Raw genomic sequence first — 24,653 nt, 5'->3', positions numbered from 1 at the left:
TGACCCCCTCGCATGTACTGCGAGGACTATGGGTGTTTCGGCGGTGTTTCAGTGCGGAAGGGCGGGCTGCTGCTGCGTGATGCAGTGGATGCCGCCGCCGCGCGCGAACAGCGCCCTGGCGTCGATCGTGCGCACGGTCCGCCCCGGGTACGCCTCCGCGAGGATGTGTGCGGCAGCCTCGTCGTTCGGGTCGTCGAAGCCGCAGGCGATGACGCCGCCGTTCACGACGAGGTGGTTGACATAGCTGTAGTCGACGAATCCCTCGGCGTCCCGCAGGCGCTGCGGGGCGGGCAGCTCGATGATCTCGAGCGCGCGGCCCGACGCGTCGGCGGCGCCGGTGAGGCGTTCGGCGAGCTGCGCCGAGATCGCGCTGTCGGGGTGGGCGTCGTCGTTCTGCTGGTGCAGCAGCACGGCGCCGGGCGTTGGAAAGGTCGCGAGCAGGTCGACGTGGCCCCGCGTACCGAACCGCTCGCTGTCGCGGGTGAGGCCGCGCGGCAGCCAGATGGCCGTCGCCGCGCCGATCGTGCGGGCCAGTTCGGCTTCGACGTCGTCATGACGGATGCCTGGATTCCGGTGTGGGTCGAGCTGCACCGTCTCAGTGAGCAGCACGGTTCCCTCGCCGTCGACGTGGATCGCGCCGCCTTCGTTCACGAGCTGCGAGTCCACCCGCTCGGCTCCGGCCCACTCGGCGATCGTCGCGCCGAGCAGACGATCGTTGTCCCAGCTCGCCCAGTCCTGCGCACCCCACCCGTTGAAGGTCCAGGTGACTGCGCCGAGCCTCTGGCCGCCTTCCGGCTCCGTGCCGATCACGAAGCTCGGGCCGGTGTCGCGCACCCAGGCGTCGTCGAGCGGCGCCGTCCTGATCTCGACGTCGCCGCTCAGATACCGGGCCGCAACGGCGGCGTGGTCGGGATCGGCGACGACGGTGACCGGCTCGAACTCGGCGACGGCGTTCGCGACGGAGCCCCAGACCCGGCGGGCCTCCTCGGCGGCCGCGGGGGTGTCGCCCAGCGTGTAGCCGCTGCTCGGCCAGGCGAGCCAGGTGCGGTCGTGCGGGTCGGTCTCCGCCGGCATCCGCCAGTCGATCTCGCTCACCTGTCGGCGCTCGAGGCGACGGGCTCGACGAGCCGCGCGTACGTGTCGGGGCGCCGTGTCGCGAAGAACGGGAACAGCTCGATCCAGTCCTTCGACTGCGCGAGGTCGAGGTCGGCGACGAGCACGGCGGGGCGGTCCCGCGGCGCACGCACGACGATGCGCCCGTAGGGGTCGGAGATGAACGACGAGCCGTAGAAGGTGTTGCCAGGAGTGCCGTCGGGCCGCTGCTCGCTTCCCGTGCGGTTCGGGACGATCATGAAGAGACCGTTGGTGATGCCGTGGCCGACGATCACCTGGCGCCACAGCGGCTCGGTGTCGAAGTCCGGGTGATCGGGCTCGGAGCCGATGGCGGTCGGGTAGACCACGATGTTCGCGCCGTTCAGCCCATAGGCGCGGGCGACCTCGGGGAACCACTCGTCCCAGCAGGTCGGCAGCCCGAGGTGCGCGCCGTCGATGCCGTCGAGGTCATACACGGGGTAGGGACCCCCGCCGCGCACCCCGTCGGCCGGTCCCGGCTGGAAGTAGTGGTCTTCGAAGTAGCCCGCGGTCACCGGAATGTGCAGCTTGTTGGTCATGCCGACGACCTGGCCGTCCGGTGCGACGACGATCGACGTGTTCAGGCCCCGCGGGGCCGCCTCGGATGCGGTGCGGAAGAACGAGATGTGCACGTAGACCCCGTAGCGCTCGGCGGCGGCGGCGGCGAATCGATACGAGCGACCGTCGTCGGGCTCGGCGTCGACGGCAGGGGCGTGATCCGGCAGGCGATCGGCCGGGTAGCGCGACAGCGTGAGCTCAGGGAGGAACACCGCCCGCGCGCCCTCCGCGGCCGCGCGGCCGAGCGCGGCGTCGAGCCACGCCTCGAGCGCGCCGCCGTCAGCGGTCCACTCGTGCTGCACGAGCGCCACCCTGATCGGCTTCGAGGTCGGCGCGTCGACCCGCGCGAGCGAGGGCAGCACTGCCTCAGCGCGGATCACTTCGATGTCATTCATTGCTGGCCTCCGCCCGGCGCTCGGCGCCGGGAGCTCGATGGGATGGATGGTCAGTCATCGCTGCTTCTGCGATAGCGGACGTGGGTCGCAAGCATAGAGTGCAGCACCTCGACGGGCTCGAAGCCGAAGGTCTGCGCCCCGTCGAAGATGCGCTCGCCGCGCCCGAGCAGAACGGGGGCGATGTCGAGGGTGAGCTCGTCGATCACATCGGCTTCGAGCGCCTGCCGCACTGTCGACGCGCCCCCGGCGATGTCGACGCCCCGGCCGTCGGCAGCATCGAGCGCCTGCGCGTACGCGGCGTCGAAGCCGTCCGTGACGAAATAGAACGTGGTGCCGCCCTCGAGCTCGATCGGCGCGTGTGCGAAGTGGGTGAGCACGAACACCGGGGCATGGTACGGCGGCTCGGCACCCCACCAGCCCTCCCATGGCTCGTTCCACTCGCCGCGGATCGGGCCGAACATGTTCCGGCCCATCACGTACGCCCCTCGCGGACGCATGAGCCAGCCGGTCGCGGTCTCGTCGGCGGCGTTCGCGCGCGGGTCACCGATGTGCCACGCGTGCAGCTCCTGGCCGCGGGTGCCGAGCGGATTGTCCAGCCGCTGATCGGGCCCGGCGACGAAGCCGTCGAGCGAGATCGACATGTGACAGGTCGTGTCCGACATCAGCGTCTCCTGACTAGTGGTTCTGCGCTGTGCAGCATCATGGCGGATCCTTGTGCGTTCGGCGAGCGCGCCGAGCCGGCGTTCGGACGGGGCGACGGCGCCGCCGCGACTCACTCGAGCGGGGCGACGAGCCGATCGGGCGACAGCGGCGGCGCCGCTCTCACGGCGGTCGTGATCGACGTCGTCGGCGTCCATGGCCGCACCCCGAGGACGGGCAGAATCGGATTCCTGCGATCCACCGTGATGAGCAGATTGCTGCCCCGGTCGCGGAAGGTCCAGCGCGTGTCGTTCCAGAGCGCGCGGGCGGCCTCCAACCGGCCGGGCGTGAACCAGAAGTGCTCGACCGCCAGGTTGCGCAGCATGCCGTCCTTCGGAACGACGCGCAGAACGGTGTTCGCGAGCCGCATGGTGCGCGGCATTCGCAGAATCTCCATGGTTCGCAGCAGCCCTTCCTGGCGCAGCGCGATGCCGGCGAGGATCGCGCCCGACGGGCTGACGGCGACCCGGTAGTGATGAATCGCGGGGCCTGTCGGCGCCCAGCCGAGCCACTGCCCGAGCGAAGCTGGCGTCCAGGTGCGGGCGAAGTTGTAGTCCGCGAGCGCCATGGTCGCCCCGATGGCGGCCTCGGGCAGTTCGTCGTCCCGAAGCGATCGAATCTCGAAACCGCGTGGTGGGCGCGGGGCGCGGGTCAGCATGGGCGTCGGCGTCGTCAGGCAGGGCTCGGTGAAGGCAGTCGCCCACCGGCGCGCGGCGGCGGTGGAGCCCGTGTTCCCGCGCTGGATATCGGCGAGGACCACCACGTCTGGCCCAGCGCTGCGCTCCGCCTCGTCGATCCGCCACCGTGCGAGTGACGCTGCCACGCCGTGCCGCCGGTGATCCGGGTGCACGACGAGCGAGCCGAGCATGCCGTACGGGCGGTATTCGCCCTCGTAACGGCATTCCCCGATCGTCAGGCGGGCGGAACCGATGACGCTCCCGTCGTCAGCGGCCACGGCCACCACGGCGTGCGAACGCGTCAGGCCGTCGCCGTCGACGCGCGCATGCGTGTGCAGGCGATACGGCACCGCGCCGCCGTCGGCGCTCAGCCGACTGAGCTGGTCGATCGCCTCGGAGTCGCTCGGCGTGGCGGCGCGCAGCGTGAACGCGCCGTTCGAGTCCGACGTCATCTACGCACCGTACCGTCGCCGCTCTCACCGCGCACCGCATGACGTTGTCTCGCCGGGGAACAGTTGTGGCGCCGGGGAACAATAGGCCCGGTTTCGCGTTCCATGACCTCGTCGGCTTCGACATCGACTCGAGACAGGGGACCACGATGACCGAGAACGCAGCGACCGGCGGCGCGGCAACCGAGAGCGGCGCATCCGCCAGCGCACCGACCAGGAAGACGGCCCGCGCGGTCCGTTTCGACCGCTACGGCGATCGTGACGTGCTGTACGTCGCCGACGTTCCGATGCCCGAGCCGAAGGACGGCGAGGTGCTCGTCGAGGTCCGCGCCGCGGGGATCAACCCGGGTGAGGCTGCGATCCGCAACGGAGCGATGCATGACAGGCTGCCCGCGACGTTCCCGTCGGGTGAGGGCAGCGATCTGGCCGGCGTCGTCGTCGCGCTCGGGGCCGGCGTCACCGACTTCGCCGTCGGCGACGAGGTTCTCGGGTACTCGTGGGAGCGCAGCAGCCACGCCACGCACGCCACTGTGCCCGTCACGCAACTCATCAGAAAGCCGCCCGAGCTCAGCTGGGAGGTCGCGGGTGCGCTGTATATCGCCGGGTGCACGGCGTACGCAGCCGTGCGCGCCGTCGACCCGCAGGCGGGCGAGACGGTCGCCGTGTCGGGCGCGGCCGGCGGAGTCGGGTCGATCGTCGTGCAACTGCTGCGTCACCGCGGCGTACGCGTGCTCGGCATCGCTTCGGCGGCCAGTGCCGAGACGGTCGCGGGTCTCGGCGCGACGCCGGTCGCCTACGGCGATGGGCTGGCGGATCGGCTGACGGCGGCGTCGGCCGACGGCATCGACGCGTTCATCGATCTCTACGGCCCCGAGTACGTGCGTCTCGCGATCGAGCTCGGCATCGCTCCCGAGCGCATCGAGACGATCATCTCGTTCGGTGCCGCGCAGGAGTTCGGGACCAAGTCCGATGGCAGCGGCGACGCCTCGACGCGCGAGGTGCTGAGCGAAGTGGCGAGCCTCGTGGCGGAGGGCGCCGTCACGGTGCCGATCGCGGCGAGCTACCCGCTCGACCGCATTCGTGACGCCTTCGAGGAACTCGAGAAGCGCCACACGCACGGGAAGATCGTGCTGATCCCGTAGCGCGTCTCGCACACGAATCCGCCCGCCCCGGCTGACCCGAGGCGGGCGGATTCGTCTGGCGTGGCTCAGGCGCGCCGGCCGGGGCCGCGCCCCCAGCCCTCGCTGCGACCGTAGGTCACCGACGAATACGGGGTGGGGTCGAACGCGGGTGCGGCACCCTCGGCGACGGTCGGCAGCTGGAACCATTTGACGGTGATCGTGGTCTCGCCGTGACGTCGGCCCGGGTCGACGTCGAAGACCGCGTAGCCGTGGGCGTCGCCGGAATCGACCGTGTCCGACCAGGTGGCGTCCTCGACGGCGTCGCGGCCGTTGATGGTGCTCCAGATGTTGGCCTGGCGGATGCCGGTGGCCGGGTCGGTCGTGTAGCCGTAGGTGCTGAGTGCTCCGCCGCCGCCGAGGATGTAGTACACGGTGCCGCGGCTCGTGTCGACGACGTGCTTGCCGTCGACGGTCGCGGTCGCGTTCTTCACCACGGCGGGGCGGCGCGTGTTGAACGCGTCGCCGACGGCGTAGTCGTTGCGGCCCTCGGTGAACGCAGTGGTGACGGTGCCGTACTCGCCGTGGTCGTAGCCGCGCACCGGGAAGGAGCGCTCGAACACGTGCTCGTGTCCCGAGAGCACCAGGTCGACCTCGTACTCGTCGAACAGCGGCAGCCAGGTCTTGCGGATGCCGAGGTCGGTGCCGTTGCCCGCGGTGTTCGCTGACAGCGGGCACTGGTGCATGAACACCACGACGAGGTCGACGCTCTCGTCGGAGCGGGCCCGGCGCAGTTCCTCCTCCAGCCACAGCGTCTGCTTGTTCGGGGTGCGGCCACCGGGCACCAGGGCGTCATTGCTGCCGGCGACCAGTGTGCCGGTGTACTCATAAGAACTGTTGACCGTGCCGGCCGGAATGGTGAGACCCGAGTCGTAGGTGTTCGTCGCGGTCTCACTGATCTGGTTGCCCTGGTAGGTCACGTCGTCCGCGTCGAGCGAGATGAAGTACACGGTGCCGACCTGGAACGCGTAGAAGTTGCCCTGCAGGTGGTTGCGGTCGTAGTTCACCACGCCGTTGTCGGGCAGCACGAAGCGGGACAGATAGTGGCCGTGCCCGTAGGGGCCGTTCCAGAATGCCGTGGTCGACTTCGACCCGTCGCGTGCGGTGGCGCCGAGCTCGATCTCGTGGTTGCCGAGGGCCGGCATCCACGGGCGGTGGGCGGCGGAGCGCGCCACGTTGACGCCGAAGTCGCGCCACACGGCGGGAGCGGTTCCGGGGGCGAGGTTCGCGTAGCAGAGGTCGCCGTTGAGCAGGTGGAACAGCGGCGCGGGGCCGCCGTCGCCGGGCTTCTCGATCGCCCCGACGGTGTAGTACGAGGTGTCGCTCGCCTCGGCGGTGAGTGACTGACCGGAAGCGCTGAGGTCGCCGTCGGGGGTGCCCAGGTCGCCGAAGCTGGTGAAGCGATACGGGAACCGGCCCTCGCGTGCCGTGGTGAAGGACGCCCCCGCGACCGACGCCTGCTCGGCGCCGTTGCTCACCTCGTAGTAGTAGCTCGTGCCCGGCTCGAGGTCCTTGAGCGGCACGTGGTAGTTGTACGTCGTGAAGCCGGAGGTGCCGTCGGTGAAGCTCGTCGCTGCGGGGCCCGTGCGCACCGACTTCGCGTTGAGCGGCGTCGGCTTGGGCAGCTTCACGATCGTGCCGCGGTTCTCGCGGGTGATCGGATGCTTGGAGTACGCCAGCGTCGGCGCAGGAAGCGGCACCGTGCCGGGCGCCGAGAACGAGACCGTCACTTCGGTCGCGGGGTTCGCGCCGAAGGCGAGGCGCAGCTGCTCGGGGACGATGGTCGTGGGCAGCGGGACCGACGGGACCGTGCTGGCCGTGGCGGCGTTGGCGGACTGGGCCGTGAGGCCGTCTTCGGCCAGACCGCCGACGGCGATGGCTGCGCCGATGGCGAGGGAACCGCCGAGGAAGCCGCGCCGGGTGATGGCGCGGGTGTGCTCGTGGTCCGGGACGTTGGGATCAGCACCGAAATGCTGGTCAGCTGGCGTTTCGTGGTCAGTCATGGTTGCTGAAATTAACCGCGGCCGGTGAACGCCCGCGTACCACCCGAGTGGGGGACAGATGAACGGCTGGGCAACGGCCCCCTCAGCGGGCCGACCCGGCGGCCGCGACCTCCCGGCGCATCACCCAGCGCCACTTGGCGATCCGACGGTCGCGCACGAATCCGAACTCGGCGAACAGCGTCTCAGGGCCCGTGTGCAGATAGGCGCCGCGTTGCGGACCGCGGTCTTCCAGCTGCTCTGGGTAGGCCTCGACCAGGCCGCCGCCCGCCTCGGCGATCGCCTGGAGTGCGCCGGCGACCGCTGCCCGCAGCACCCCCTGACGCCGGTGCCGGCTGCCGGTGAAGACGCACCCGATCCGCCAGTCCGGCAGCGCGACGAGTTCCTTCTGATACGCGGCCGGATTCAGGATTCGCGGCGGTTCGGCTGGTGAGCCGTACTGGCACCAGCCCACGCACTCGTGACCCGAGTAGACGAGCAGCTGATGCACGGTGCCTCGGTCGACGTGCCGGCGCTTCGCGTCGCGATTGCCGTCGGCGGTGTGGCCGCGGCCCACGCCCTCGGGGTGGAACCCCATGCACCAGCATCCGCCCCACACGCCGTTGTTCGCCTCGACGAGTGCGGCGAAGTCGTCCCACGTCTCGGGCGTGAGCGGTCGCGTCGTGTAGCTGCTGGCGGTCACGGCCATGAGCCGACTGTGCCCGCACGGGCCGGCGCGCGCAAGCGCTGGTTCAGCAGGGCGCCGGGCACGAGTCATCGGCCGCGGGCAGCCCAGGCTGCGGAACCACCGACCGCCGGAACCCGAGCCCGACGAGTACGATCGCACCCGCCACGGCGATCGCCCCCGACAGCCAGAAGTCGCCGGCGAGACCGAGCCCCGAGACCGCCGCGTCGCCGACGACCGAGCCGACCGAAATCGCCAGCTGGATCGTCGTGACGAACAGGGCGAGCCCGCTCTCGGCTCCCCCCGGCGACGCCGCCGCCATCCAGGTCTGCATGCCGAGCGGGAGTGCGCCCCACACGAGCCCCCAGACGACGAGAAGCACGAACACGCCGATGAGCGAGTGCGCCAGCAGCGGCAGCAGCACGACGGCGCCGGCGAGCACGAACTTCGCGGACCCCAGGGTGCCGATCAGGCTGCGACTCAGCGTGAGGCCTGCGATGAAGTTGCCGGCGATGCCGGCGATGCCGAACACGAGCAGTGCCAGCGTGATCGTGTCGGGCCCGATCCGAACGAGCTGCTGGAGATACGGCGACACGTAGGTGTACGCGGCGAACTGGGCGATGAAGACGAAGGTGGTCGCGATCAGGCCGACGCGGGCGCGGGGGATTCTGAGCAGCGCGGTCAGCGTGGAGAAGCGCACGCGGTGGATCGCCGGGATGCTGGGCAGCATCGCGAGCTGCAGGACGAGCGCGATGATGCCGAGGCCGCCGCCGATCACGAACGCGAGCCGCCAGCCGGCGACCGCCGAGACGAACGCGCCGAGCGGCAGGCTCACCACGGTTGCGACGGAGATGCCCGCAGTGATGAACGAGGTCGCGCGGATCGCTGACGACGGCGCGACGAGCCGGCCGGCGATGCCCGCACCGATGGCCCAGAAGCCGCCGATGCCGATGCCGAGCAGCATGCGTGCGACGAGCAGCACCGCGAAGCTCGGAGCGGTGGCGGCCAGCGCGTCCGCGACGACGAGCAGCATCGTGAGCGAGACGAGCACGACGCGCCGATCGACCTGCGATGTGGCGACCGTCACGACCGGCGCGGCGACGGCACCCGCGAGCGCTGTCGCGACGACCATGAGGCCGGCGGTACCGATCGAGACGTGCAGGCCGGAGGCGATCGACGGCAGCAGCCCGATCGGAAGGAATTCGGAGAGCACGAGCACGAACGAGCCGAGCGCGACCGAGAGCACGCCGAGCCATCCGCGGCGCTCGGAGCTGGGTGAAGCCGGCCGCGCGGCGGTCCGTGAAGACGAGGTCATGTGAGGCTCAAGCATCTGCACCCCGAGTTCCTTCCCGCGTCGGCGCGTCGCGACATCCGCAATGCGGTGCTGGGCGGCGGCGGGCGGCGCTGGGCGGCGCGGGCGCGCGCGGCGGGATACGGTTGCGTGGTGACTGAGCCGGACCCGCTGCCCGCCGACTATCGACCAGCCCACGTGTTCCGTGTCGTCGCCATGCCGGTCGAGCGCGGCTGGGGCGTCTGGCTGCGCGCCGCCGACGACAGCATCATCGACAGCTTCGGGCTCGGCCTCTCGCCCGAGACGCCGTTCCGGCCCGACGTGATCGATGTGCTCGGCCCGCTGCTGCTCACCAGGTATCGGGTGAGCTACGACGGCGTCGGCGCGTGGGACGAGATCGACAACCACTGGTCGGCGGTCGTCTACGCGGTCGAGGAGCCGACGCGGGGCGACGCCGGCTGAGCGGCAGGCGATGACGGTCTTTCCTTGCCGGGCGGGAGCTCTGCCATGCTCACGGTGATCCTCGGACTTTCGGGTGCCATCACCTACGGCATCGCCGACTTCTTCGGCGGCCTCGCGAGCCGGGGGACGCGCCCCATCATCGTGACGGCGATCGCCGCGGCGGTCGGCATCGTGCCGCTGCTCGTGGCCGCGTCGTTCCTGCACACGAGCTTCACCTCGAACGCGCTCGTCTGGGGTGCTGTGGCCGGTCTGTGCGGCTCGATCGGCGTGCTGCTGCTGTACATCGCGCTCGCCGTCGGCCCGATGAGCGTGCTGTCGCCGCTCACCTCGGTGTTCACGGCGCTGCTTCCCGTCGTCGTCGGCTTGCTCACGGGCACTCGCATGAGCGTGATCGGGATCTGTGCGATGGCCGGTGCGATCGTCGCCGTCGTGCTGGTCGCGACGTCGCGGAACACCTCGGGCGCACACCTCACCGCACGCGGTGTGCTGATCGCGGCGGTCGCGGGCTGCGGCTTCGGGGGACTGGTGCTCGCCTACAACAGCACGAGCGCCGCTGACGGCATCGCGCCGCTCATCGTGGCGCGCGTCGTTCAGACCGTCGTGATGTGCGTGGGGGCGGTCATCGTGCTGAGCCGGGCACGGGCGGTTGCCGCTGACACCCGTGGCTCTGGCGACCCGACTGACTCGGCTGACTCTGGCAACCCGGCTGACTCGGGCGGCTCGGGCGACTCGGCTGGCTCGGGCGACTCCGACGATCCCCGCACGGGCCGTATCCGGTTGTCGCGTCGCACGCGGTTCTGGCTGATCGTCGTCGCGTGCGGCGTGTTCGATGCGTCCGCGAACGTGTTCATTCAGGCGGGACTGCACGTACCAGGCGACACGAGCGCACTCCCCGTGATCAGTGTGCTGAACGCGCTCTACCCGGTCGGCACGATCGTGCTGGCGGCGGTCGTGCTGCGCGAGCGTCTCACATGGCTTCAGCTGTGCGGCCTCGGCCTGGCGTTCGCGTCGAGCGCGGTGCTGGCGGTCAGCTGACGCGAGGCGTGCGGACTCACCTCGCGTGATGCAAGCCGGTGAGATCGCCAGCTCGGCAGTGGGCAGCGCGCCAGTGGGCAGGGTGGTGCGCGGTAGCGGGGTCACGGGCGTTGTCGCTCGGTGCGCGCAGGGTCGAGTGCGGTCGGGGCAGCGGCGCGGATTCTGGCGGCGGCGCCGTTACCGGCGGCTGCCCAGTCCCGCCGGTCGTTGCCGAATGCATATCTGACTTCCGGCAGCCCGTTTCTCATTCGGATCTGCCAGGGCCCGGTGTCGATCTCGCGATGGTGGAACCAGCAGAGGTTGACGCCGTTGTCGGCATTTTCGTAGACTGACCGTATGCGGAAGACGGTGGCCATCTCTCGTCCGGTGGCACTGTATGCCCGGATTTCGTCGGATCAGACGGGCGAGGGCCTGGGGGTGGCGCGTCAGCTGGAGGACTGCCGACGTCTGGCCGCGGAGCGCGGTTGGGTGGTGTTCGACGAGTACGTGGACAATGACATCTCGGCGTTCAAGGACAAGCCGCGTCCGGGCTTCGAGCGCATGCTGCGGGACATCGAAGAGGGCCGGATCGGTGCGGTGGTGGCGTATCACCAAGACCGGCTCACCCGGCGCCCGATCGAGTTCGAGCAGTTCGCGGAAGTCTGCCAGCAGCACGGGGTCGACCAGCTCGTGACGGTGACGTCCGATATCGGCTTCGGGAACGACAACGGAATGCTCATCGCGCGGCTCACGGCGGCGGTGGCAGCGAACGAGTCGGCCAGGAAGTCGGCGCGGATCCGCCGGAAGGTGCAGCAGAACGTTCAGCTGGGGCTGCCGAACGGGGGCTCCAATCGCCCGTTCGGCTACGAGATGGACCGAATGACGGTCCGCGAGTCGGAGGCGGAGATCATCCGCACGGTGGCCTCGCGGTTCATCCAGGGCGAGTCGCTGCGTGCCCTCGCACTGTGGCTGAACGAACAGCAGGTGCCGACCTCGGGCAAAGCGGCGTCGTGGCATTCGGCGGCCCTGCGGCAGATCCTCACCTCAGGACGTATCGCAGGCTTGCGGGAGCACCACGGTGAGATCGCGGGGAAGGCGGCGTGGGAGGCGATCATCACGGTGGAGCAGCGCGAGCAAATCCTCCACGTGGCGGCCTCGCGCAAGCGTTCCGGACGGCGCGCACCGCGCCGGTACCTCCTGTCGGGGATGCTGCGGTGCGGAAGATGCCAGCACGTCCTCTACTCTGCCGCGCGGAAGACCCGCAATGGTGGCGAGGAACGCCGGTACGTATGCGTGTCGGGCCCGGACCACGGCGGGTGCGGGCGGATCACGGTCGCAGCCCGCCCGGTCGAGGAGTGGCTCACCGAAGCAGCGCTGTACCGGCTGAATACCCCGCAGGCCGAGGCGGTGCTGACCGGGCAGAACCAAGTCGCGTCCGTACGGTCCGAGCTCACGGCGCAACTGGACCGAGCGCAGACCAGGCTTGCGGAATTGGCAGAGATGTTCGGGAGCGAGGAGATCACCCGGGCCGAGTACCTCGCCGCCCGGCCAGTGGCGGAGAAGCGCGCCCAAGAGGCCACCCGAAGGCTGAACGACCTCGCCGGGCAGGACACCTTGGAAGCGCTCATCGGGCAGGGGGCAGTGCTCGCCTCCCACTGGGAGACACTGACATTGGATCGGCAGCATGCAATCATCCGCGCCGTGCTGACAGCCGCGTCGATCGGCCCGGGACTGCCGGGTCGCAACGGGTTCACGCCAGAGCGCATCGTCCCGGACTGGGCGTTCTAGGCATACAGGTCTCGCCCGCGGCGGCTCGATGGTGGCAAGGGACTTCCGCCACCCAAATGCACGCATCACCGCCGATTAGTCCATTCAACATTGCTGATACGGTCCCGTCATCGTGCATTAGGTCGCACGCCGTATGCGTGCCTCTGGAGGTCAACAGTCGGCACGGCCGATCCGATGCACCCAGACGCGGTCGCAGTGCTTCGTGAGCTCATCGAAGCGCGGATCGGGCGCTCGGACAGAAAGCGTGGGCGGCAATCACCTCCGCACTCGACTCAGCCCGCTGACGGACCAGCTTCCGCGCAAATCGCTCGCTAACTGCTCAGCTCACTCAGAACCGTTACGCACATCTCACCCACGCAGGGTCACGCTATGAACAGCTCGACGAAAAGACTACTCGCGCTCGAACACGAGAACGTGCTCCTCGTTGATATCTGCCCCGTTGTGTCTGGTGTAGCTCATCGTCCGGTTGCTGACCTTATACGCGAGGTGCTCACGAAGACGTAGCGTCGAAGGAACCAGCTCTTTGAACAGTCCTTCGGTGGGGATGGTGACTCCACTCCATCGGCTCCGCCCGACCACCACCACCGCGACACCCCCCGGCACGAGAGCTGAATCCATCGAGGCGAACGCCATCGTCATCGCGCTGAAGTAGGCGCGGAAGTCGCGGGCCCTGCGCTCGCTGACCCGCCCAATCTCTTCGAGCCACTCATTAGCCGAACTGCTCGATCGCCACTCTGCCAACGCATCCGGGTGGGACTGCGGCGTATTAGCCCGTCCAACGTAGCTGGGTAGCAGAGCCAGGCGTTCAGCTTGCGAACCGGTCAACCCGAGCCAAAACATCTCCAGCTGGTGCCGGCGGTAGTAATCGACAGCGCTTTGGTAGGGAGGAGAAGTGATTACCGCTTGGACCGCGTTCCCGTCATATGGAAGCCTCGCATCGCGCGCCACGACCTCGGCGGTCGCGGAATCAACTCGGGCCGCCTCGAGTTCGCGAATAGATTCGAGCACTTTTCCGGCCTTCGCCCGGAAGAGCGCCCATACATCGATGGTCCGTCCTGCTGCGTCGCGACGTCGCATGTGCGAGGTCACCTCCAGTCCGGAAACCGGCACCGGATCGGCGTTGCTTGCGTTCCGAATCACCGCAGCAAAGCTGAGGCGCAGGAATGCGGAGGCCCCCGGCTCGCCGTCGGCGATCTTGTCAATGGTGTGCAAGAGCCGAGCTAGATCAACGGTCACGTATCGCCGGAACCAATGGAAGAGGTGTGGGATGGCGGGAACCCAAAGTCCTGCAAGCTGGGCAGCGTACCCTTCATCATCGATGTCATGGAACATCAGCCGGTCATGCTCGACCGAACCTCGGGACAACGTCTCGCCCACCTTGAGTACTTCCTTAAGTACGATCTCGAGCTGTTCCGGATCATACCTGCGGGTCTTCGCCTGCGAGACAAATACGGCGAGCGGATCCACGTCGCCCCCGAATGCGGTGCGACCAGCCCGGACAGCTTCGACAAGGAGAGTTCCGCTGCCGCAGAAGGGGTCCAATATCGCATCGCCGGGTCGAGAGAATCGGCTGATGAGTTTCGCGGCAACCGGTGGATGGAACTTCGCGGGGTATCGGAATACGTTATGAATCTTTAGGCGCGGAAGGTCGGATTCATACTTGAACTCTTCGATCAGCATTTCACTCGCCGGAACCATCGCTTCGGAAACTTCCGCGTCTCCGAGGCTTCCCTTCAACGTGAGTCAGGGCAGCTACCCGACGCTCTAACTCGTCGATCGAACCTAGTACTTGTACCTTCCCGCCCTCGGCCAGATTCAGCATTCCACGGCTCGCACGAGCAAGGTCACGGATCGCATCGTCGACCTCACTCATTTGAATACCGGCGAAATGCGGATCTCTGCTCACTTCACCGGCGATCATCGACACGTCCCGCGGAGCGTCGGCAAGCCGATTGGCGAGATCGCGTAGAGCCTCGATTACCGCGGCGTACAGTTCTGTGTGGGTGAACGTGGGTGAGGCGAGCAGTTCGTCGACGGCTTTCGTGACCGAAGCGGGATCAAACGACTCAAGCACAATCTCCTGAAGCTGACTGGCGTTGATATGGCGATCCTCTGCCTGAGCGACCACGCGCGCCAACTGGTCGATCGTCCAGCAACTCACCCGCTGTTGCCGGGCCCTCTTGCTGACCTCGCTCTCGGTGTCAAGCCCGCCGGGGTAGGCCGGCGCGACGAGAAGGCACCCGTCCGCACCCTCCGACTCCAGATGCGACCGCAGTCCCGCGAAGTCCAGTTGAGATAGTTCCGGTTGCTTTGCCGAACTCTTGGCTTCGGCCGTGAACGACCGCGTTCCGGTGCCATGGATCAGGAAGTTTGCTACGCCGTCGGGTGTGCCGGGCCCTCCGATGTGCTTTGCCGAGAATCCGAGCGCCCGTAGTGCGCCGACCAGGGCAATTTCGAGTGCGACGTCGTTGGCGGCGCTATCGCGAAGCTCCTGAGCAAGCGAGGCAAGTGAGAGGCCATGATCGCGCGCAAGACTTCGAAGCAGCGTGTCTCGGATGTCCAAGAGCTGTTGGATGGTCGTCTCTGGCATGCGAGTCTGGTTGAGGTACACCTCGAGCATTACCTCAGCGACAGCGATCGCCTCCAATGCTCGACGCGACTTGGCATCATCACCGAACTCGATCGCGAATTCGTGATCCTCGTTGATCGAGAAGGTTGCGGTCGCGGCGTTGAGGCTCGCGAGCGGAGCGGAACGGCCGCGCTGCGTGTATCGGAATGTGTACCGCTTCTCGGTGCGTTTGTCGGCGTAGAGCTGCTCGACCAGAAGCTGGGCGTCGTCCAGCGTCCCGACGGGTTCCAGGTAGCGCCAGCGGCGATCGATCGAGTCTTGGCCGCTCTCTGTCACGTCGCCATCGGGTGAGACAGTGACCATTGCCTCCGCAGTCTCAGCGATTGCGTCCGCCAACGGCTTTTCGACTAGGGACGTGCTGACGTAATCTAGCTGACCTTCTTTGTTGACGCGCTCCTTCTTGAGCTTCGCGTCTTTTGCGGCCTCAGCAAGATCGCGGGCTTGATAGAAGACGGCGACTAGCAGGGCTCGGAGCTGGGCTTTCATGTCTGACTGCTCGACGTCGTCTCGGGCGGCCGTGATAAACGGATTTAGATCGTCAGCGTGTACCTCCGCAGCGAAGAAGTTCCACGTCGAGTAAGACAGTGGTGTCGCGCCGAATAGGGGGTCGGTTTCGTTGATCAGCCTGTCGTGAACGCGTACGAAGAAACCGTGACTACGGCCGAGATCTTCGCTTTTCCCGCCCTCCGTATAAAGCGATCGCTCCGCGACGTAGGCGGTGCCCTGAATACCGGCAGGGAACTTCGTCGAGACGACACCGTCCGCGGACTTGCGCCAATCAGTGTTGTGCTTCTTATTAAGGTCGTCGAGCCTCTTCTGGTCGATGTCCTGAATCGCGAACTGGGCGATGCGTGGGATCTGTGATTTCGCGCTCCGGACCAAGGATGAGTTGAGGTTGAGCACGAAATCGCTCGCGAGAGGCATGGCGGTAGCGAGCACCCAGCGGAGACGGCCAGTTGCCAGCTGCGCAGCTTTCGGTTTCAGGTCCTCGAGGATCACCAGCGTCCAACTACTGAGCGAGGCGAGATCCAGGGTGCGCAAGACCTGCTTGTTCTCCGGATCGCTCGGGTCTGGTTCCTCGACCTCGACTACACGGTCGAACCCCTTGGAGCTTAACTGTGTCAAGAGCGCCCCGACCGAGTCAACGGAACGGATCTTGAGTGTTACTGGGGATGCAACGCCGGCGTTATCGGTTGCGTTCGCGAAGTCTTCGAAGTCGATGGCCACAGCATTTACGCCCGCATCCGTCTTCGAGACATACGTGGCACGTCGCGCGACGGAGTAGCTCGCAAGCTTGCCGATTCCGAACTTGCCGATGAGCTTTCTAGTCGATTTCGCCTTCGCCTTCCCGCTAACGCCGATGTGCCATAGGTTCTCGAGCTCGTCGACGGTCATCCCGTTACCGTCGTCGAGGACCGCAATGACTGGATTGTCGCCATTGACATCGACCAGCACGGAGCACACCGTCGCCGCCGCGTCCCAGCTATTGACGACGAGCTCCTCGATCGCCTTCACGGGCGTTGTATAGAGCTGCTCGCTGAACAGCTTCACTACCTCGTACGAAACGAGAACCTCAACGTCTCGCACATCCGTCGTGTCGGGGCTTGCAGCGATGTCGGTCGCGAACGACGTCATGGGGTCTCCCACTAGCTCTCGGTCAGTCAAATCGATCTTATGGGCGACGCCCGACGAGGCTCGGTGCATGGGTTCGCCTGGGCAGCAACGCTCATCCCCGACGTCCAGCCTTTCCTCGAGTCCATCCGATGAACGTCGGCAGTGAGGCACGGCCACGTCGTTACTGGTGTTCGCTCTGGTGCCCAGGATGATGAGCACCCCGCGTGCCTGCCTCTGCGCGGCATCGTAACCCGCTGGCCGAGCGGGAATAGATCTTCGCGGGCGCTGACCGAAGCTACGGTCCAGACCTGGTGCCAGGGCGGCTACGGCTACTCGCTGCCCAGAATGTCGTCCAGTTCGGCGCCGAGAGAGCCGATCTGGCTCTGAATCTCGACCGCCCGTGCCATCTCGACGTCGCTGAGGTGGGCGCGCGCAAGATGGATGCGTTCGCCGGTGATTGCAGTCAGCTCATTCAAGAGGAGAGTCATGAGCACATCGTATGTTGCGAGGCCTCCGGCGAAAGGAACCGTCGCCATCGCCCAGGTCCGGGAGGCGGGCATTCGTGGACGTCCTCGACAGTGACGCGGGCGATGATGCTGAAGCGGTCGGCGAGGATGACGTGGCTGCAGCGGGTGCCGCCTTCGGCCTCCCAGCCCTCGCTGCGCTCTTTGCTGATGGCGATGACGCCGGCGCCGTTGCTCAGGCTGGCGGCGGCTGCGTCCAGCTCGGACCACGCTTCGACGAAGTGCGTGGTTGGGGTACCGTGCTCGACCCGTTCGCCTTTGCCGAAGCTGCCGGTGTTCTCGATGAGGCGAAACTTGGTCGCCTCGGCCTTGCCGGCCTGCTCGGTGGCGGGTCGGCGGCCAGGTGCCTCCAGATGGTGCGTTCAGCCATGTTCGTACTTGTCGCCTTCTTCCTCGGCTCGCCAGGTGTCGGGCCAGTGGTCGTCTGTCTCGCTGGTCAGCGAGGCGATGCGGCCGACTTCGGTGACGTCCACGATGTGGAATCCCGACTCGAGCAGGAGCGCGTGGGCGACGGTGCGGCCGGCGCCGTTCCACCGCACGAGGACCTGCCGCTCGCGCTGGGCGCGCACGGCCTGGGTGAAGTGCAGGGCGGTGCGCGTGAGGAATCGGTGGAAGAGCGCGCGCAGCTGCGCGTGTCCGGCGGCCTCGCCCACGTGGTGGATGCGCGCCACAGCGTCGGCGGTGAACAGCTCGATCAGCCGCTCGAAGTCTTCTGGCGAGCGGTTGACGTGGTTGAGCCGCTGGAAGTAGGCGTGCACGACGTCTTTTGGGCGTGCGCGGTGGTGGGGTCATGGTGTCGTCTGGTCAGGTGGTGGGTGTCCCGGTGGGGCGTCCGACGACGGTGGCAAGAGTTTCGCCGCTGCTGGAGGTCCACACGGTCTGCTCTTTGACGCCTTCGCCGGGTGCGGCGGCGGCGAGCATCTTGCCGTTGCCGAGGTAGAAGCCGACGTGCACCCAGGCGCCGTCTGCTTCGTGCCAGAACAGCAGGTCGCCGGGTTCGGCGTCCGCGTAGGGCAGCAGGCGGCCCTCTTCGGACATGGTTTGGTACTGGTCGGCCACAGAGTGGGTGCCGATGTCGATGCCGGCGTGCTGGTAGGCGACCATCGTCAGGCCCGAGCAGTCCCACACGTTCGGGCCGGCGCCGCCGATCACGTAAGCGTCGCCCAGCTGCTCTTGCGCGAACGCGAGGGCGGTCTGCACGGCGGCCTTGTCGGGGGCGAAGCCGCCGCCTCCGGTCCAGCTGACGTCGGAGACGCTGGCGGTGGTGCTGCTGCACTCCTGCCCGCTGGAGAGCGCCTGTACGACGGCCTCGGCTGGCGCGTAGTACGGGGTGTAGTAGTTCGGGTCTTTGTTGATCTGCACGGCGTGCGCGGCCTCGGTGGGCGTCATGTCTTCCCAGCCGGAGACGGCCAGCAGGTGCGTGAAGAACAGGGTGGCCGAGTCGGTGGCGTTCATCCGCTCGGCAAGCGTGCCCCAGTTGGCGCGCTGCTGGAACAGGCCGCGGCTGTCGGGTCCGGCCTCGTCGCCGTAGTCGAGGGCGCGCAGGCCCGATTCGCCCATCGCGGTCATGACGCCGATGACGATGCCGTAGGTCGGCACCTTCAGCGCATAGCCGGCGTTGATGATCGCGGCCGCGTTGGTCAGCTGGTCGCCGGAGTACCCGTCGACGGCCGTGTGGGTGCTGGCGGTTGTCGTCGACGTGGTGGTGCACGTCGCGGCCTGGGACGGGTTACCGGCGCCGAGGATCACAGTGCCGGTCAGGAGCGCGAGCACGACCAGGACGGCCGCGGTGATCAGTACCCGTCTCATCGGCCGGCGTCCTAGCGGGCCACCTGGGCGATCGCGCCGTCCGTGTTGGTCACGGCCGCTTCCCACTGGGAGCGGATGTGCTGCACGTGCACCTCGGGGTTCGAGCCCATCTTGAACAGGTGGTGGCCGGGCTGCAGGTTCATCAGGATTTCCTCGCTGGCCGGGTCGAGGTTGAAGGTGCGCACCGCCCAGGCGGCGTCCTCGGGGCGGTCCTGGCGGAAGATGTGCACCGTCTGCGCCTCTTGCACGACCGTGTATCCGGGAGAGCCTGCCGGGATATCGGTGCCCTTGTGCATGAGGAACACGGTCGAGATGCCCAGCGCCCGCGACAGCTTCTCGCCGGCCTTGACCACGCGGGCCGCTGGCCCGTCGACCAGGTGCCAGCCTTCCTCGTAGAGCACGTTGGTGAAGTAGCCGCGATCACGGCGTAGCCGCCCCGTCAGCCACATGTTGCCGATCGCCATGACGGCCGGCACGGCCGGCCCGGTGTCGGGCAGGCCGGAGAGGTCGAAGACGGTGAGCTTGTGATTCAGGTCGACGTCGCGGCTGGTCTCTCCGTCGAGGAGGCCCGAGTACTCCTCCAGCAGGCCCTCCAGCGCGAAGCGCACGGAGAGGCCAGCCTGGTGCAGCCGCTCTTTCGACTCGGGGCTCAGGTCGTCATCGTTCGGCACCTCGCCCAGGTACGGCAGCAGGTCGTTGGGGGTGGCGACTCGGCCGTCCTGGAACCGGGTGAGGGTCTGGACGACGGCGTGCCGGATCGCCTTGGCCTCCCACTCGGTGGCGGGGGTGTCGTTGCGGGCAATCTGCGCCACGGTCGACAGCAGCAGCGTCTGGCCCTGCAGGCCTTGGGCGCGGATGATGTTCGGGTCCAGCATGTTCAGGCGCGTGCCGGTGCCGTCGCCGTTGAACATGAGCGGCGTCGACCCGAGCTGCAGCGCGAGGTCGGTGTACTCGCCGTGGTCCTCGTCGGCCTTCTTGTCGTAGACCACCGCGCGGCGGTGGTAGAGGGTGAGCGGCCGCAGGACGTAGTTGGTCTTTGCCAGCGACGATTTGCCGGCCCCGACCGTGCCGAATATCAGCACGTTGGGGCTGGTGATCTGCCGCGGCTCGGTGTTGTAGGCGGTTGCCGGGTCGTGCGCGATGAGCGTGCGGGAGAGATTGTCCCGGCCCTGCACGACGCCCTCGGTGCCGGTGGGGGCCGCGACGATCGCCGTGTTCAGCACCTCGGCCTGCCGCGTCGTCGACGGGGCGCCCGGCAGCGCCGGCGCGTACCAGCCGCGCGCGGCGTGGCGTCCACTGGCGCGCAGGCGGGTGCCGGGGAAGTTCCACGGCGGCACGTCCACGGGGCGGCCGCTGACGGTCGTCTCCAGCAGGCCGGCGCCCGTGGGTGCCGGGAGGCTGTCGGGTGAGATGAAGAGCTTCAGCACGGGGATCTTCGCCAGCAGCGGCGTCTTTGACACCTGGGTGTCGAGTTCGCGGTCGGCGCTGCGCCGGCGGTCACGGCGGCCGCGGGTTTCGCTGCTCACGAGATTGCCTCCTTCTCGGACCGGCCTGCCAGGCGTGTGATGACGCGCGAGGCGAACTCGGGGGCGCTGGGCTTGAGCCCCCGTCCGATGGGCCAGGCGGTGCCGCTCGCGGCGGCCTGGTAGCTGTCTTGCCACTCCAGCCTGTTGATGCCCAGGCTCGTATCGCACACGTCCGCCAGCTGCCGGCACGCTTGGGCCAGCTCCCCGCGGCTCGGCGCGGTGACGGTCACGTAGCCGATCCACTCGACGCCGTGGTGGTGGCTTCCGGGCCGCAGGTCCCGCGCCCGGCGCTGTGCGGCGGTCAGATTCTCTTCAGTCTCGTCGCTGCTCAGCCGTCCGGCCTTGCGGGCGGAAATCAGCTCGGACTGGTCGCGCACCACGTCGCGCTGGGTGGCGGATTTCGCGTCGGCGGCCGGCACCAGGTGCAGGTGGAAGCTGACGGTGCGGATGAAGTCGAGTTCCTTGCCGATCAGGAGGTCCAGCGCCCACAGGGGGCTGCGGCCGGGCACGCTCATGTTGTCGGCCCGGATCGCCGCGGTGCGGTGCCACCACTCGACGGCCGGCGCGGCCCCGATCGGCTCGTCTGGCCCCAGCACGGTCGGGTCGTAGCTGGTGACGACGTGCGCGGAGAACTCGTCATGGCTCGGTAGCCCGAACTGGGTGGGGTCGACGCGGCGCACCGCGTCGATCGGCATGGACGGGTTCTGCTGGTGCAGGATCAGGGCCGCGGTCTGCCGTGCGGTGAGCACGGTGACCTTCCCCATGCGGGCCTCTTGCAGTCCGCGGATCGTCTGCACGATCTGCTGGTCCATCAGCTCCCGCCACCCGTCGCGGCCGGGCGCGAATTTCTCGGCCGCGTCCAAGAACGCCTGGGTCAGCGGCCAGCTCACGGTGACGTAGTGGCGCTGCACCATCGCGTCGGAACTGGTGCGGCGGATCACCTCGGAATAAGACGCCTTCTGCTCGTTGTAGATCCGCCGCGTCTCCCTGCCCCAGCTGGGGTCTTCCGGCTCCAGGTTGGTCACCGCCCAGGCCTGGTGGCGGGCGGTGTCCGGGGGCAGTACGCGGGTGAGGGTCTGCACGTCGCGGATGAGCGAGGTCGCGCCCGCGCGGGCGGCGAGGAACCGCCCGAAGGCGCTGGCTGCGCGGGTGAGGTGCCCGCTGGACTCGATGCCGCGCACCTGCCCGGAGACGCTGAAGGCGACGGACAGGTAGTCGCTCTCGCCCACCGGCGAGTGCCATGCGATGCCCGGCTGGTTCGAGCCGTACTGGAGCCAGCCCATGCCGTCTGCGCCGTCTGGGTTGGCGCGCAGCGCGTTGATCTGCCGGTCGAGCTCGACCGCGCGTCGGCCCTTGGCCTCGGCGCGTTCGGCCTGCAGCTGGTCCCATTTCGCGACGTCGTACGGCTCGTAGCGGTCGGTTCCCAGCCGCTTGCGTGCGCTCCACCGGGCACGCTTGGTGTGCCGCTCCAGCCACGTGCCGTTGTGCGTCCGGGTCGTGAGTGCCAGCGTGACCAGGACGCCGACGAGCGCGAACGCGAGTCCCCAGACGTGGAAGAAGATCGTGCCGATCATGCCTGCGACGACGAAGAAGGCGAGCAGCCAGGTGCGCGCTCCGGACCGCGGGCCGCCGAAGAAGGCGCGGTGGCCGGATTCGCCGCCGATGTACCGCTCGTACGTCTCAGGCATGCCCTACTTCCCCTCCTGCCAGTTGGCGTCGTGGTCCCGCACGGGTTCCACGGCTGCCTCGCCCAGCTGCTCGGTGGTCTTCTTCGCGTGGCCGTAGAGCTGCTGTGCGGCTGCGGCCGCGGCGGTCAGGCCCCCGGTCTCGGGCGCGGCGGCGATTTCGCCGGCTTCGGTTGCTTCGGCTGCGGTAGAAGCCGTCGCGGCGTTGGGAGCGCCGGTGCTTGTTCCGGTCCCGCCGGACACGCTGGTGGCGTCTGGCGTGGCTTGTTCCGCTTCGCTGTGCGCGGCCGCGGTGCCGATCGTCGGCGCCTCGTCCGCTTCTGCGCCGCTCGGCACGCCATTCCCGGCTGTACTGCCGCCTGTGCCGGTGCTGCCCCTGCTTGAGGCGATCGCCACGTCGCTGCTGCTCGTGGAGGGGCCGCCGGCGTCGGCCGAGGACGGCGAGGCGTTCCGGTCGGCGTGTGCGGTGCTGGGTGCGCCGATGGTCGGTCCGGGCAGGGTGAGGGTCCCGTTGCCGCCGAAAGGCATCACCGGGGCGATCTTCGGGAGGATGAACGGGGAGAGGCCGGCGAAGAAGATCGCGATGATGGACACGACCAGCTGCACCGTGTTCTGCAACGACGGGGCCGCAGTAAACACTTGGACGCTGCCGGCGACCATCCAGTAGACGACGCCGAGCAGGAAGAACAGCAGCGGGTGGCTGGCCAGGATGCTCACCCACAGGTAGGCCATCCGGGTGCCAAGGCCCCGGCGGCGTGGGTCGACGAGCCACAGGAAGCCGAGCGGCGCGACGACGCCGGTGAGGTACAGCGTGACCAGCTGCACGATCAGCATCAGGAGGACGAGAAGCAGCCCGACGATCATGCCGAGCATGAGCAGGATGCCCACCGGGGCGCCGCCGGCGATGCCGGTGGCGTCTTTCGCGGCCAGCATCTTGGTGAACGTCGCGGTGATGGAGTCGGACGACCCGGCGATTCCCCAGTTGGTGATGGAGTCGGTCAGCGCGCCGATGAACTTCACCAGGAACGCGCCGGCCGCCGGGCCGAAGCTCGACCCGATCAGGAACACCGGGAAGTAGAGGCCGAGAGATTCGGCCAGGTCGCGGCCGGCCTGCTGTCCGCGGGAGGTGCGCACGATCTGCGGGAGGATCAGCAGCACGACCATGAACAGAGCCAGTGCGAAGCTGACCGCGTACGCCTTCAGGAACCACGACGCGGACAGGTCCGGCAGGGTGGCCTTCGACAGCGCCGGCAGGACGTCTTCGGCCAGGCCGTGCGCGGCATTCTGCAGCGTCTTGAAAGCGTTGCCCCACGGGTCACTCCAGAAGTCGGCAACGCCGGCCGCCGAATTCACCGCGCTCGATGCGCTCTTCGCGGCGCCGCTGACGGCGCTCCCCACGTTGTTCGCCGCGTTCCCGATCGCGCCACCCACACTCTTGGCTGCGCATGCAACGGCGTTGCCCGTGCAGCTACTGCTCGTCGACGCGGCCGCGTGAAGGAGTTCGGCATACATCTCAGCACCCCGCCAGGAAGTGGGTTCCGTCCGCTGCCAGAGCGGACTGGTCGACAGTGTGGCCGTCGATGATCTTCCACGCGCCGTTCTCCCACTTCATGTAGAAGCCGTCTGCGCCGACCTTCGTGGGGCTGAGAGCGCCGTCGATGACGTAGCCGGCGGCGAGGTCGACGATCAGCTCGCCGTTGCCGGCGTCGGTCGCCCTCCATAGCCCGTTAACGGTGGACATCGTGAAGTGGGTACCGGCCGGCAGCTCCGAGCCTGCCGGGTCGTCACCCGTGTTCGCGTTCGTGATCGTCGCCCAGTAGCTGGCGGGCGCTCCGCTCGCCTTCAGCGCGGCGGTGACTTGATCCTGCTGCGCGGCGGAAGGGTACGGGTACTGCAACGCAAACCGGTAGTACGCGGCGGCGACTTCGACGGCGCCGTCCTGGGTGTCGGGTGCGGCTTTCTGGGCGGTGAGGACGCTGGTGGCGTTGTAGTCGGGGCCGCCGAGGCATCCGGTGGGGTCATTGTCGCTCACGCTGTTGTCGCTGGGCGTCGCGCTCGGTGTCGCTGTAACGGTCGCGGTGGGGGCGGCGGCCTGGGCCGGCTTCCCGGTGCCGCGGGTGGTGGTGAAGACGACCACGGCGACGATGATCGCCGCGAGCACGAGTGCGCCGATGACCCAGGGCCACCGGCTGCGGCCGTCTGCCGAGTACATGCGCATGCGTGCTCTCCTTCTTCGCTCAGCTCACGACGGCGAGGATCGCCCCGACGATGACGGCGATCGCCGCGCAGGCGCCGAACGCGATCAGCGCCCAGATGGTCATGTTGCGGGCGTCCTGGTGCTTGGCGGGGTTTCCGCCGCTGGTGGCGGCCGACATACGCATGAACCCGATCAGCACGAAGGCGGCCGAGCCGATGAGGCACAGCGCCCACAGCGCGCCCAGCAGCTTCTGCCACAGCTGGGTGAACTGTGCCCCGAAGATCGAGAAGTTCGGGAGGACGTTGTTGAACGGGTTCGTGATCGACGCGGCATAGATCGTGGCCGCCTGAATGTGCTCCATAG

Annotated in this window: 22 protein-coding genes; 4 read left to right on the top strand and 18 right to left on the bottom strand. The window is 68.2% G+C overall.

Annotation, left to right across the window (positions count from 1 at the left end):
- Nucleotides 1-48: 48 nt before the first annotated feature.
- The 4 genes from ACFOYW_RS16170 to ACFOYW_RS16155 form a co-directional block, all read right to left on the bottom strand.
- The gene (locus ACFOYW_RS16170) at nucleotides 49-1,086 is read right to left on the bottom strand and encodes an agmatine deiminase family protein (protein WP_390231430.1); all 1,038 of its coding nucleotides are present in this window, start codon (nucleotides 1,084-1,086) and stop codon (nucleotides 49-51) included.
- A 5-nt stretch (nucleotides 1,087-1,091) separates the two neighbouring features.
- Entirely contained in the window at nucleotides 1,092-2,084 is a 993-nt protein-coding gene (locus ACFOYW_RS16165; RefSeq protein WP_390231225.1) for a nitrilase-related carbon-nitrogen hydrolase, read from the bottom strand.
- A 50-nt stretch (nucleotides 2,085-2,134) separates the two neighbouring features.
- Nucleotides 2,135-2,746, bottom strand: coding sequence for a dihydrofolate reductase family protein (locus tag ACFOYW_RS16160; RefSeq protein WP_390231222.1), 612 nt, complete (start codon nucleotides 2,744-2,746; stop codon nucleotides 2,135-2,137).
- Between the two features lie 110 nt (nucleotides 2,747-2,856).
- On the bottom strand, nucleotides 2,857-3,912 hold the full coding sequence (locus ACFOYW_RS16155) for a GNAT family N-acetyltransferase (protein ID WP_390231219.1): 1,056 nt from the start codon (nucleotides 3,910-3,912) through the stop codon (nucleotides 2,857-2,859).
- 146 nt (nucleotides 3,913-4,058) lie between these two features.
- Between ACFOYW_RS16155 and ACFOYW_RS16150 the strand changes: the two genes are divergently transcribed.
- Nucleotides 4,059-5,051: an NADP-dependent oxidoreductase gene (locus ACFOYW_RS16150; RefSeq protein ID WP_390231216.1), complete on the top strand. Its 993-nt coding sequence runs from the start codon at nucleotides 4,059-4,061 to the stop codon at nucleotides 5,049-5,051.
- Between the two features lie 65 nt (nucleotides 5,052-5,116).
- Here ACFOYW_RS16150 and ACFOYW_RS16145 read toward each other — a convergent pair whose 3' ends face one another.
- From ACFOYW_RS16145 to ACFOYW_RS16135, 3 genes are all read right to left on the bottom strand, one after another.
- On the bottom strand, nucleotides 5,117-7,090 hold the full coding sequence (locus ACFOYW_RS16145) for a purple acid phosphatase family protein (RefSeq protein ID WP_390231213.1): 1,974 nt from the start codon (nucleotides 7,088-7,090) through the stop codon (nucleotides 5,117-5,119).
- A gap of 82 nt (nucleotides 7,091-7,172) precedes the next feature.
- Nucleotides 7,173-7,775, bottom strand: a complete 603-nt coding sequence (locus ACFOYW_RS16140) for a GNAT family N-acetyltransferase (protein WP_390231211.1) — start codon at nucleotides 7,773-7,775, stop codon at nucleotides 7,173-7,175.
- A gap of 43 nt (nucleotides 7,776-7,818) precedes the next feature.
- Complete coding sequence (locus ACFOYW_RS16135; protein ID WP_390231208.1) at nucleotides 7,819-9,066, bottom strand: MFS transporter; 1,248 nt, start codon at nucleotides 9,064-9,066, stop codon at nucleotides 7,819-7,821.
- Here ACFOYW_RS16135 and ACFOYW_RS16130 point away from each other — a divergent pair, their 5' ends adjacent.
- Nucleotides 9,067-9,504 carry a hypothetical protein gene (locus ACFOYW_RS16130; protein WP_390231205.1) on the top strand — a complete coding sequence of 146 codons (438 nt, stop codon included), beginning with the start codon at nucleotides 9,067-9,069 and terminating at the stop codon, nucleotides 9,502-9,504. It abuts the gene before it with no gap.
- A gap of 45 nt (nucleotides 9,505-9,549) precedes the next feature.
- Nucleotides 9,550-10,539: an EamA family transporter gene (locus tag ACFOYW_RS16125; protein WP_390231202.1), complete on the top strand. Its 990-nt coding sequence runs from the start codon at nucleotides 9,550-9,552 to the stop codon at nucleotides 10,537-10,539.
- 101 nt (nucleotides 10,540-10,640) lie between these two features.
- Here the strand turns inward: ACFOYW_RS16125 and ACFOYW_RS16120 are convergent, their stop codons facing one another.
- Entirely contained in the window at nucleotides 10,641-10,895 is a 255-nt protein-coding gene (locus ACFOYW_RS16120; protein WP_390231199.1) for a hypothetical protein, read from the bottom strand.
- Here ACFOYW_RS16120 and ACFOYW_RS16115 point away from each other — a divergent pair.
- On the top strand, nucleotides 10,876-12,306 hold the full coding sequence (locus tag ACFOYW_RS16115) for a recombinase family protein (protein ID WP_390231196.1): 1,431 nt from the start codon (nucleotides 10,876-10,878) through the stop codon (nucleotides 12,304-12,306). The two genes, ACFOYW_RS16120 and ACFOYW_RS16115, sit on opposite strands and share 20 nt — an antisense overlap.
- Nucleotides 12,307-12,696: 390 nt before the next feature.
- Here ACFOYW_RS16115 and ACFOYW_RS16110 read toward each other — a convergent pair whose 3' ends face one another.
- The 10 genes from ACFOYW_RS16110 to ACFOYW_RS16065 all read right to left on the bottom strand — a co-directional run bounded on the left by ACFOYW_RS16110 (nucleotide 12,697) and on the right by ACFOYW_RS16065 (nucleotide 24,651).
- Complete coding sequence (locus ACFOYW_RS16110) at nucleotides 12,697-13,986, bottom strand: TRM11 family SAM-dependent methyltransferase (RefSeq protein WP_390231193.1); 1,290 nt, start codon at nucleotides 13,984-13,986, stop codon at nucleotides 12,697-12,699.
- A gap of 1 nt (nucleotide 13,987) precedes the next feature.
- Complete coding sequence (locus ACFOYW_RS16105; RefSeq protein WP_390231190.1) at nucleotides 13,988-16,768, bottom strand: ATP-binding protein; 2,781 nt, start codon at nucleotides 16,766-16,768, stop codon at nucleotides 13,988-13,990.
- A gap of 110 nt (nucleotides 16,769-16,878) precedes the next feature.
- The gene (locus ACFOYW_RS16100; RefSeq protein WP_390231187.1) at nucleotides 16,879-17,037 is read right to left on the bottom strand and encodes a hypothetical protein; all 159 of its coding nucleotides are present in this window, start codon (nucleotides 17,035-17,037) and stop codon (nucleotides 16,879-16,881) included.
- A gap of 398 nt (nucleotides 17,038-17,435) precedes the next feature.
- The gene (locus ACFOYW_RS16095) at nucleotides 17,436-17,831 is read right to left on the bottom strand and encodes a nuclear transport factor 2 family protein (RefSeq protein WP_390231184.1); all 396 of its coding nucleotides are present in this window, start codon (nucleotides 17,829-17,831) and stop codon (nucleotides 17,436-17,438) included.
- 46 nt (nucleotides 17,832-17,877) lie between these two features.
- On the bottom strand, nucleotides 17,878-18,882 hold the full coding sequence (locus tag ACFOYW_RS16090) for a C40 family peptidase (RefSeq protein WP_390231181.1): 1,005 nt from the start codon (nucleotides 18,880-18,882) through the stop codon (nucleotides 17,878-17,880).
- 11 nt (nucleotides 18,883-18,893) lie between these two features.
- Nucleotides 18,894-20,408, bottom strand: a complete 1,515-nt coding sequence (locus tag ACFOYW_RS16085; RefSeq protein ID WP_390231178.1) for an ATP/GTP-binding protein — start codon at nucleotides 20,406-20,408, stop codon at nucleotides 18,894-18,896.
- Nucleotides 20,405-22,096, bottom strand: coding sequence for a hypothetical protein (locus ACFOYW_RS16080; RefSeq protein ID WP_390231175.1), 1,692 nt, complete (start codon nucleotides 22,094-22,096; stop codon nucleotides 20,405-20,407). Before ACFOYW_RS16080 ends, ACFOYW_RS16085 begins: the two co-directional genes overlap by 4 nt.
- Before the next feature lie 3 nt (nucleotides 22,097-22,099).
- Nucleotides 22,100-23,605, bottom strand: coding sequence for a hypothetical protein (locus tag ACFOYW_RS16075; protein WP_390231173.1), 1,506 nt, complete (start codon nucleotides 23,603-23,605; stop codon nucleotides 22,100-22,102).
- 1 nt (nucleotide 23,606) lies between these two features.
- On the bottom strand, nucleotides 23,607-24,311 hold the full coding sequence (locus ACFOYW_RS16070; protein WP_390231170.1) for a hypothetical protein: 705 nt from the start codon (nucleotides 24,309-24,311) through the stop codon (nucleotides 23,607-23,609).
- Nucleotides 24,312-24,330: 19 nt separating this feature from the next.
- Nucleotides 24,331-24,651: a hypothetical protein gene (locus ACFOYW_RS16065; RefSeq protein WP_390231167.1), complete on the bottom strand. Its 321-nt coding sequence runs from the start codon at nucleotides 24,649-24,651 to the stop codon at nucleotides 24,331-24,333.
- Nucleotides 24,652-24,653: the final 2 nt, after the last annotated feature.

Origin of the sequence: Gryllotalpicola reticulitermitis (assembly GCF_042651345.1) — a bacterium.
Classification (GTDB): Bacteria; Actinomycetota; Actinomycetes; order Actinomycetales; family Microbacteriaceae; genus Gryllotalpicola; species Gryllotalpicola reticulitermitis.
This window is presented reverse-complemented; position numbering and strand designations above follow the sequence as displayed.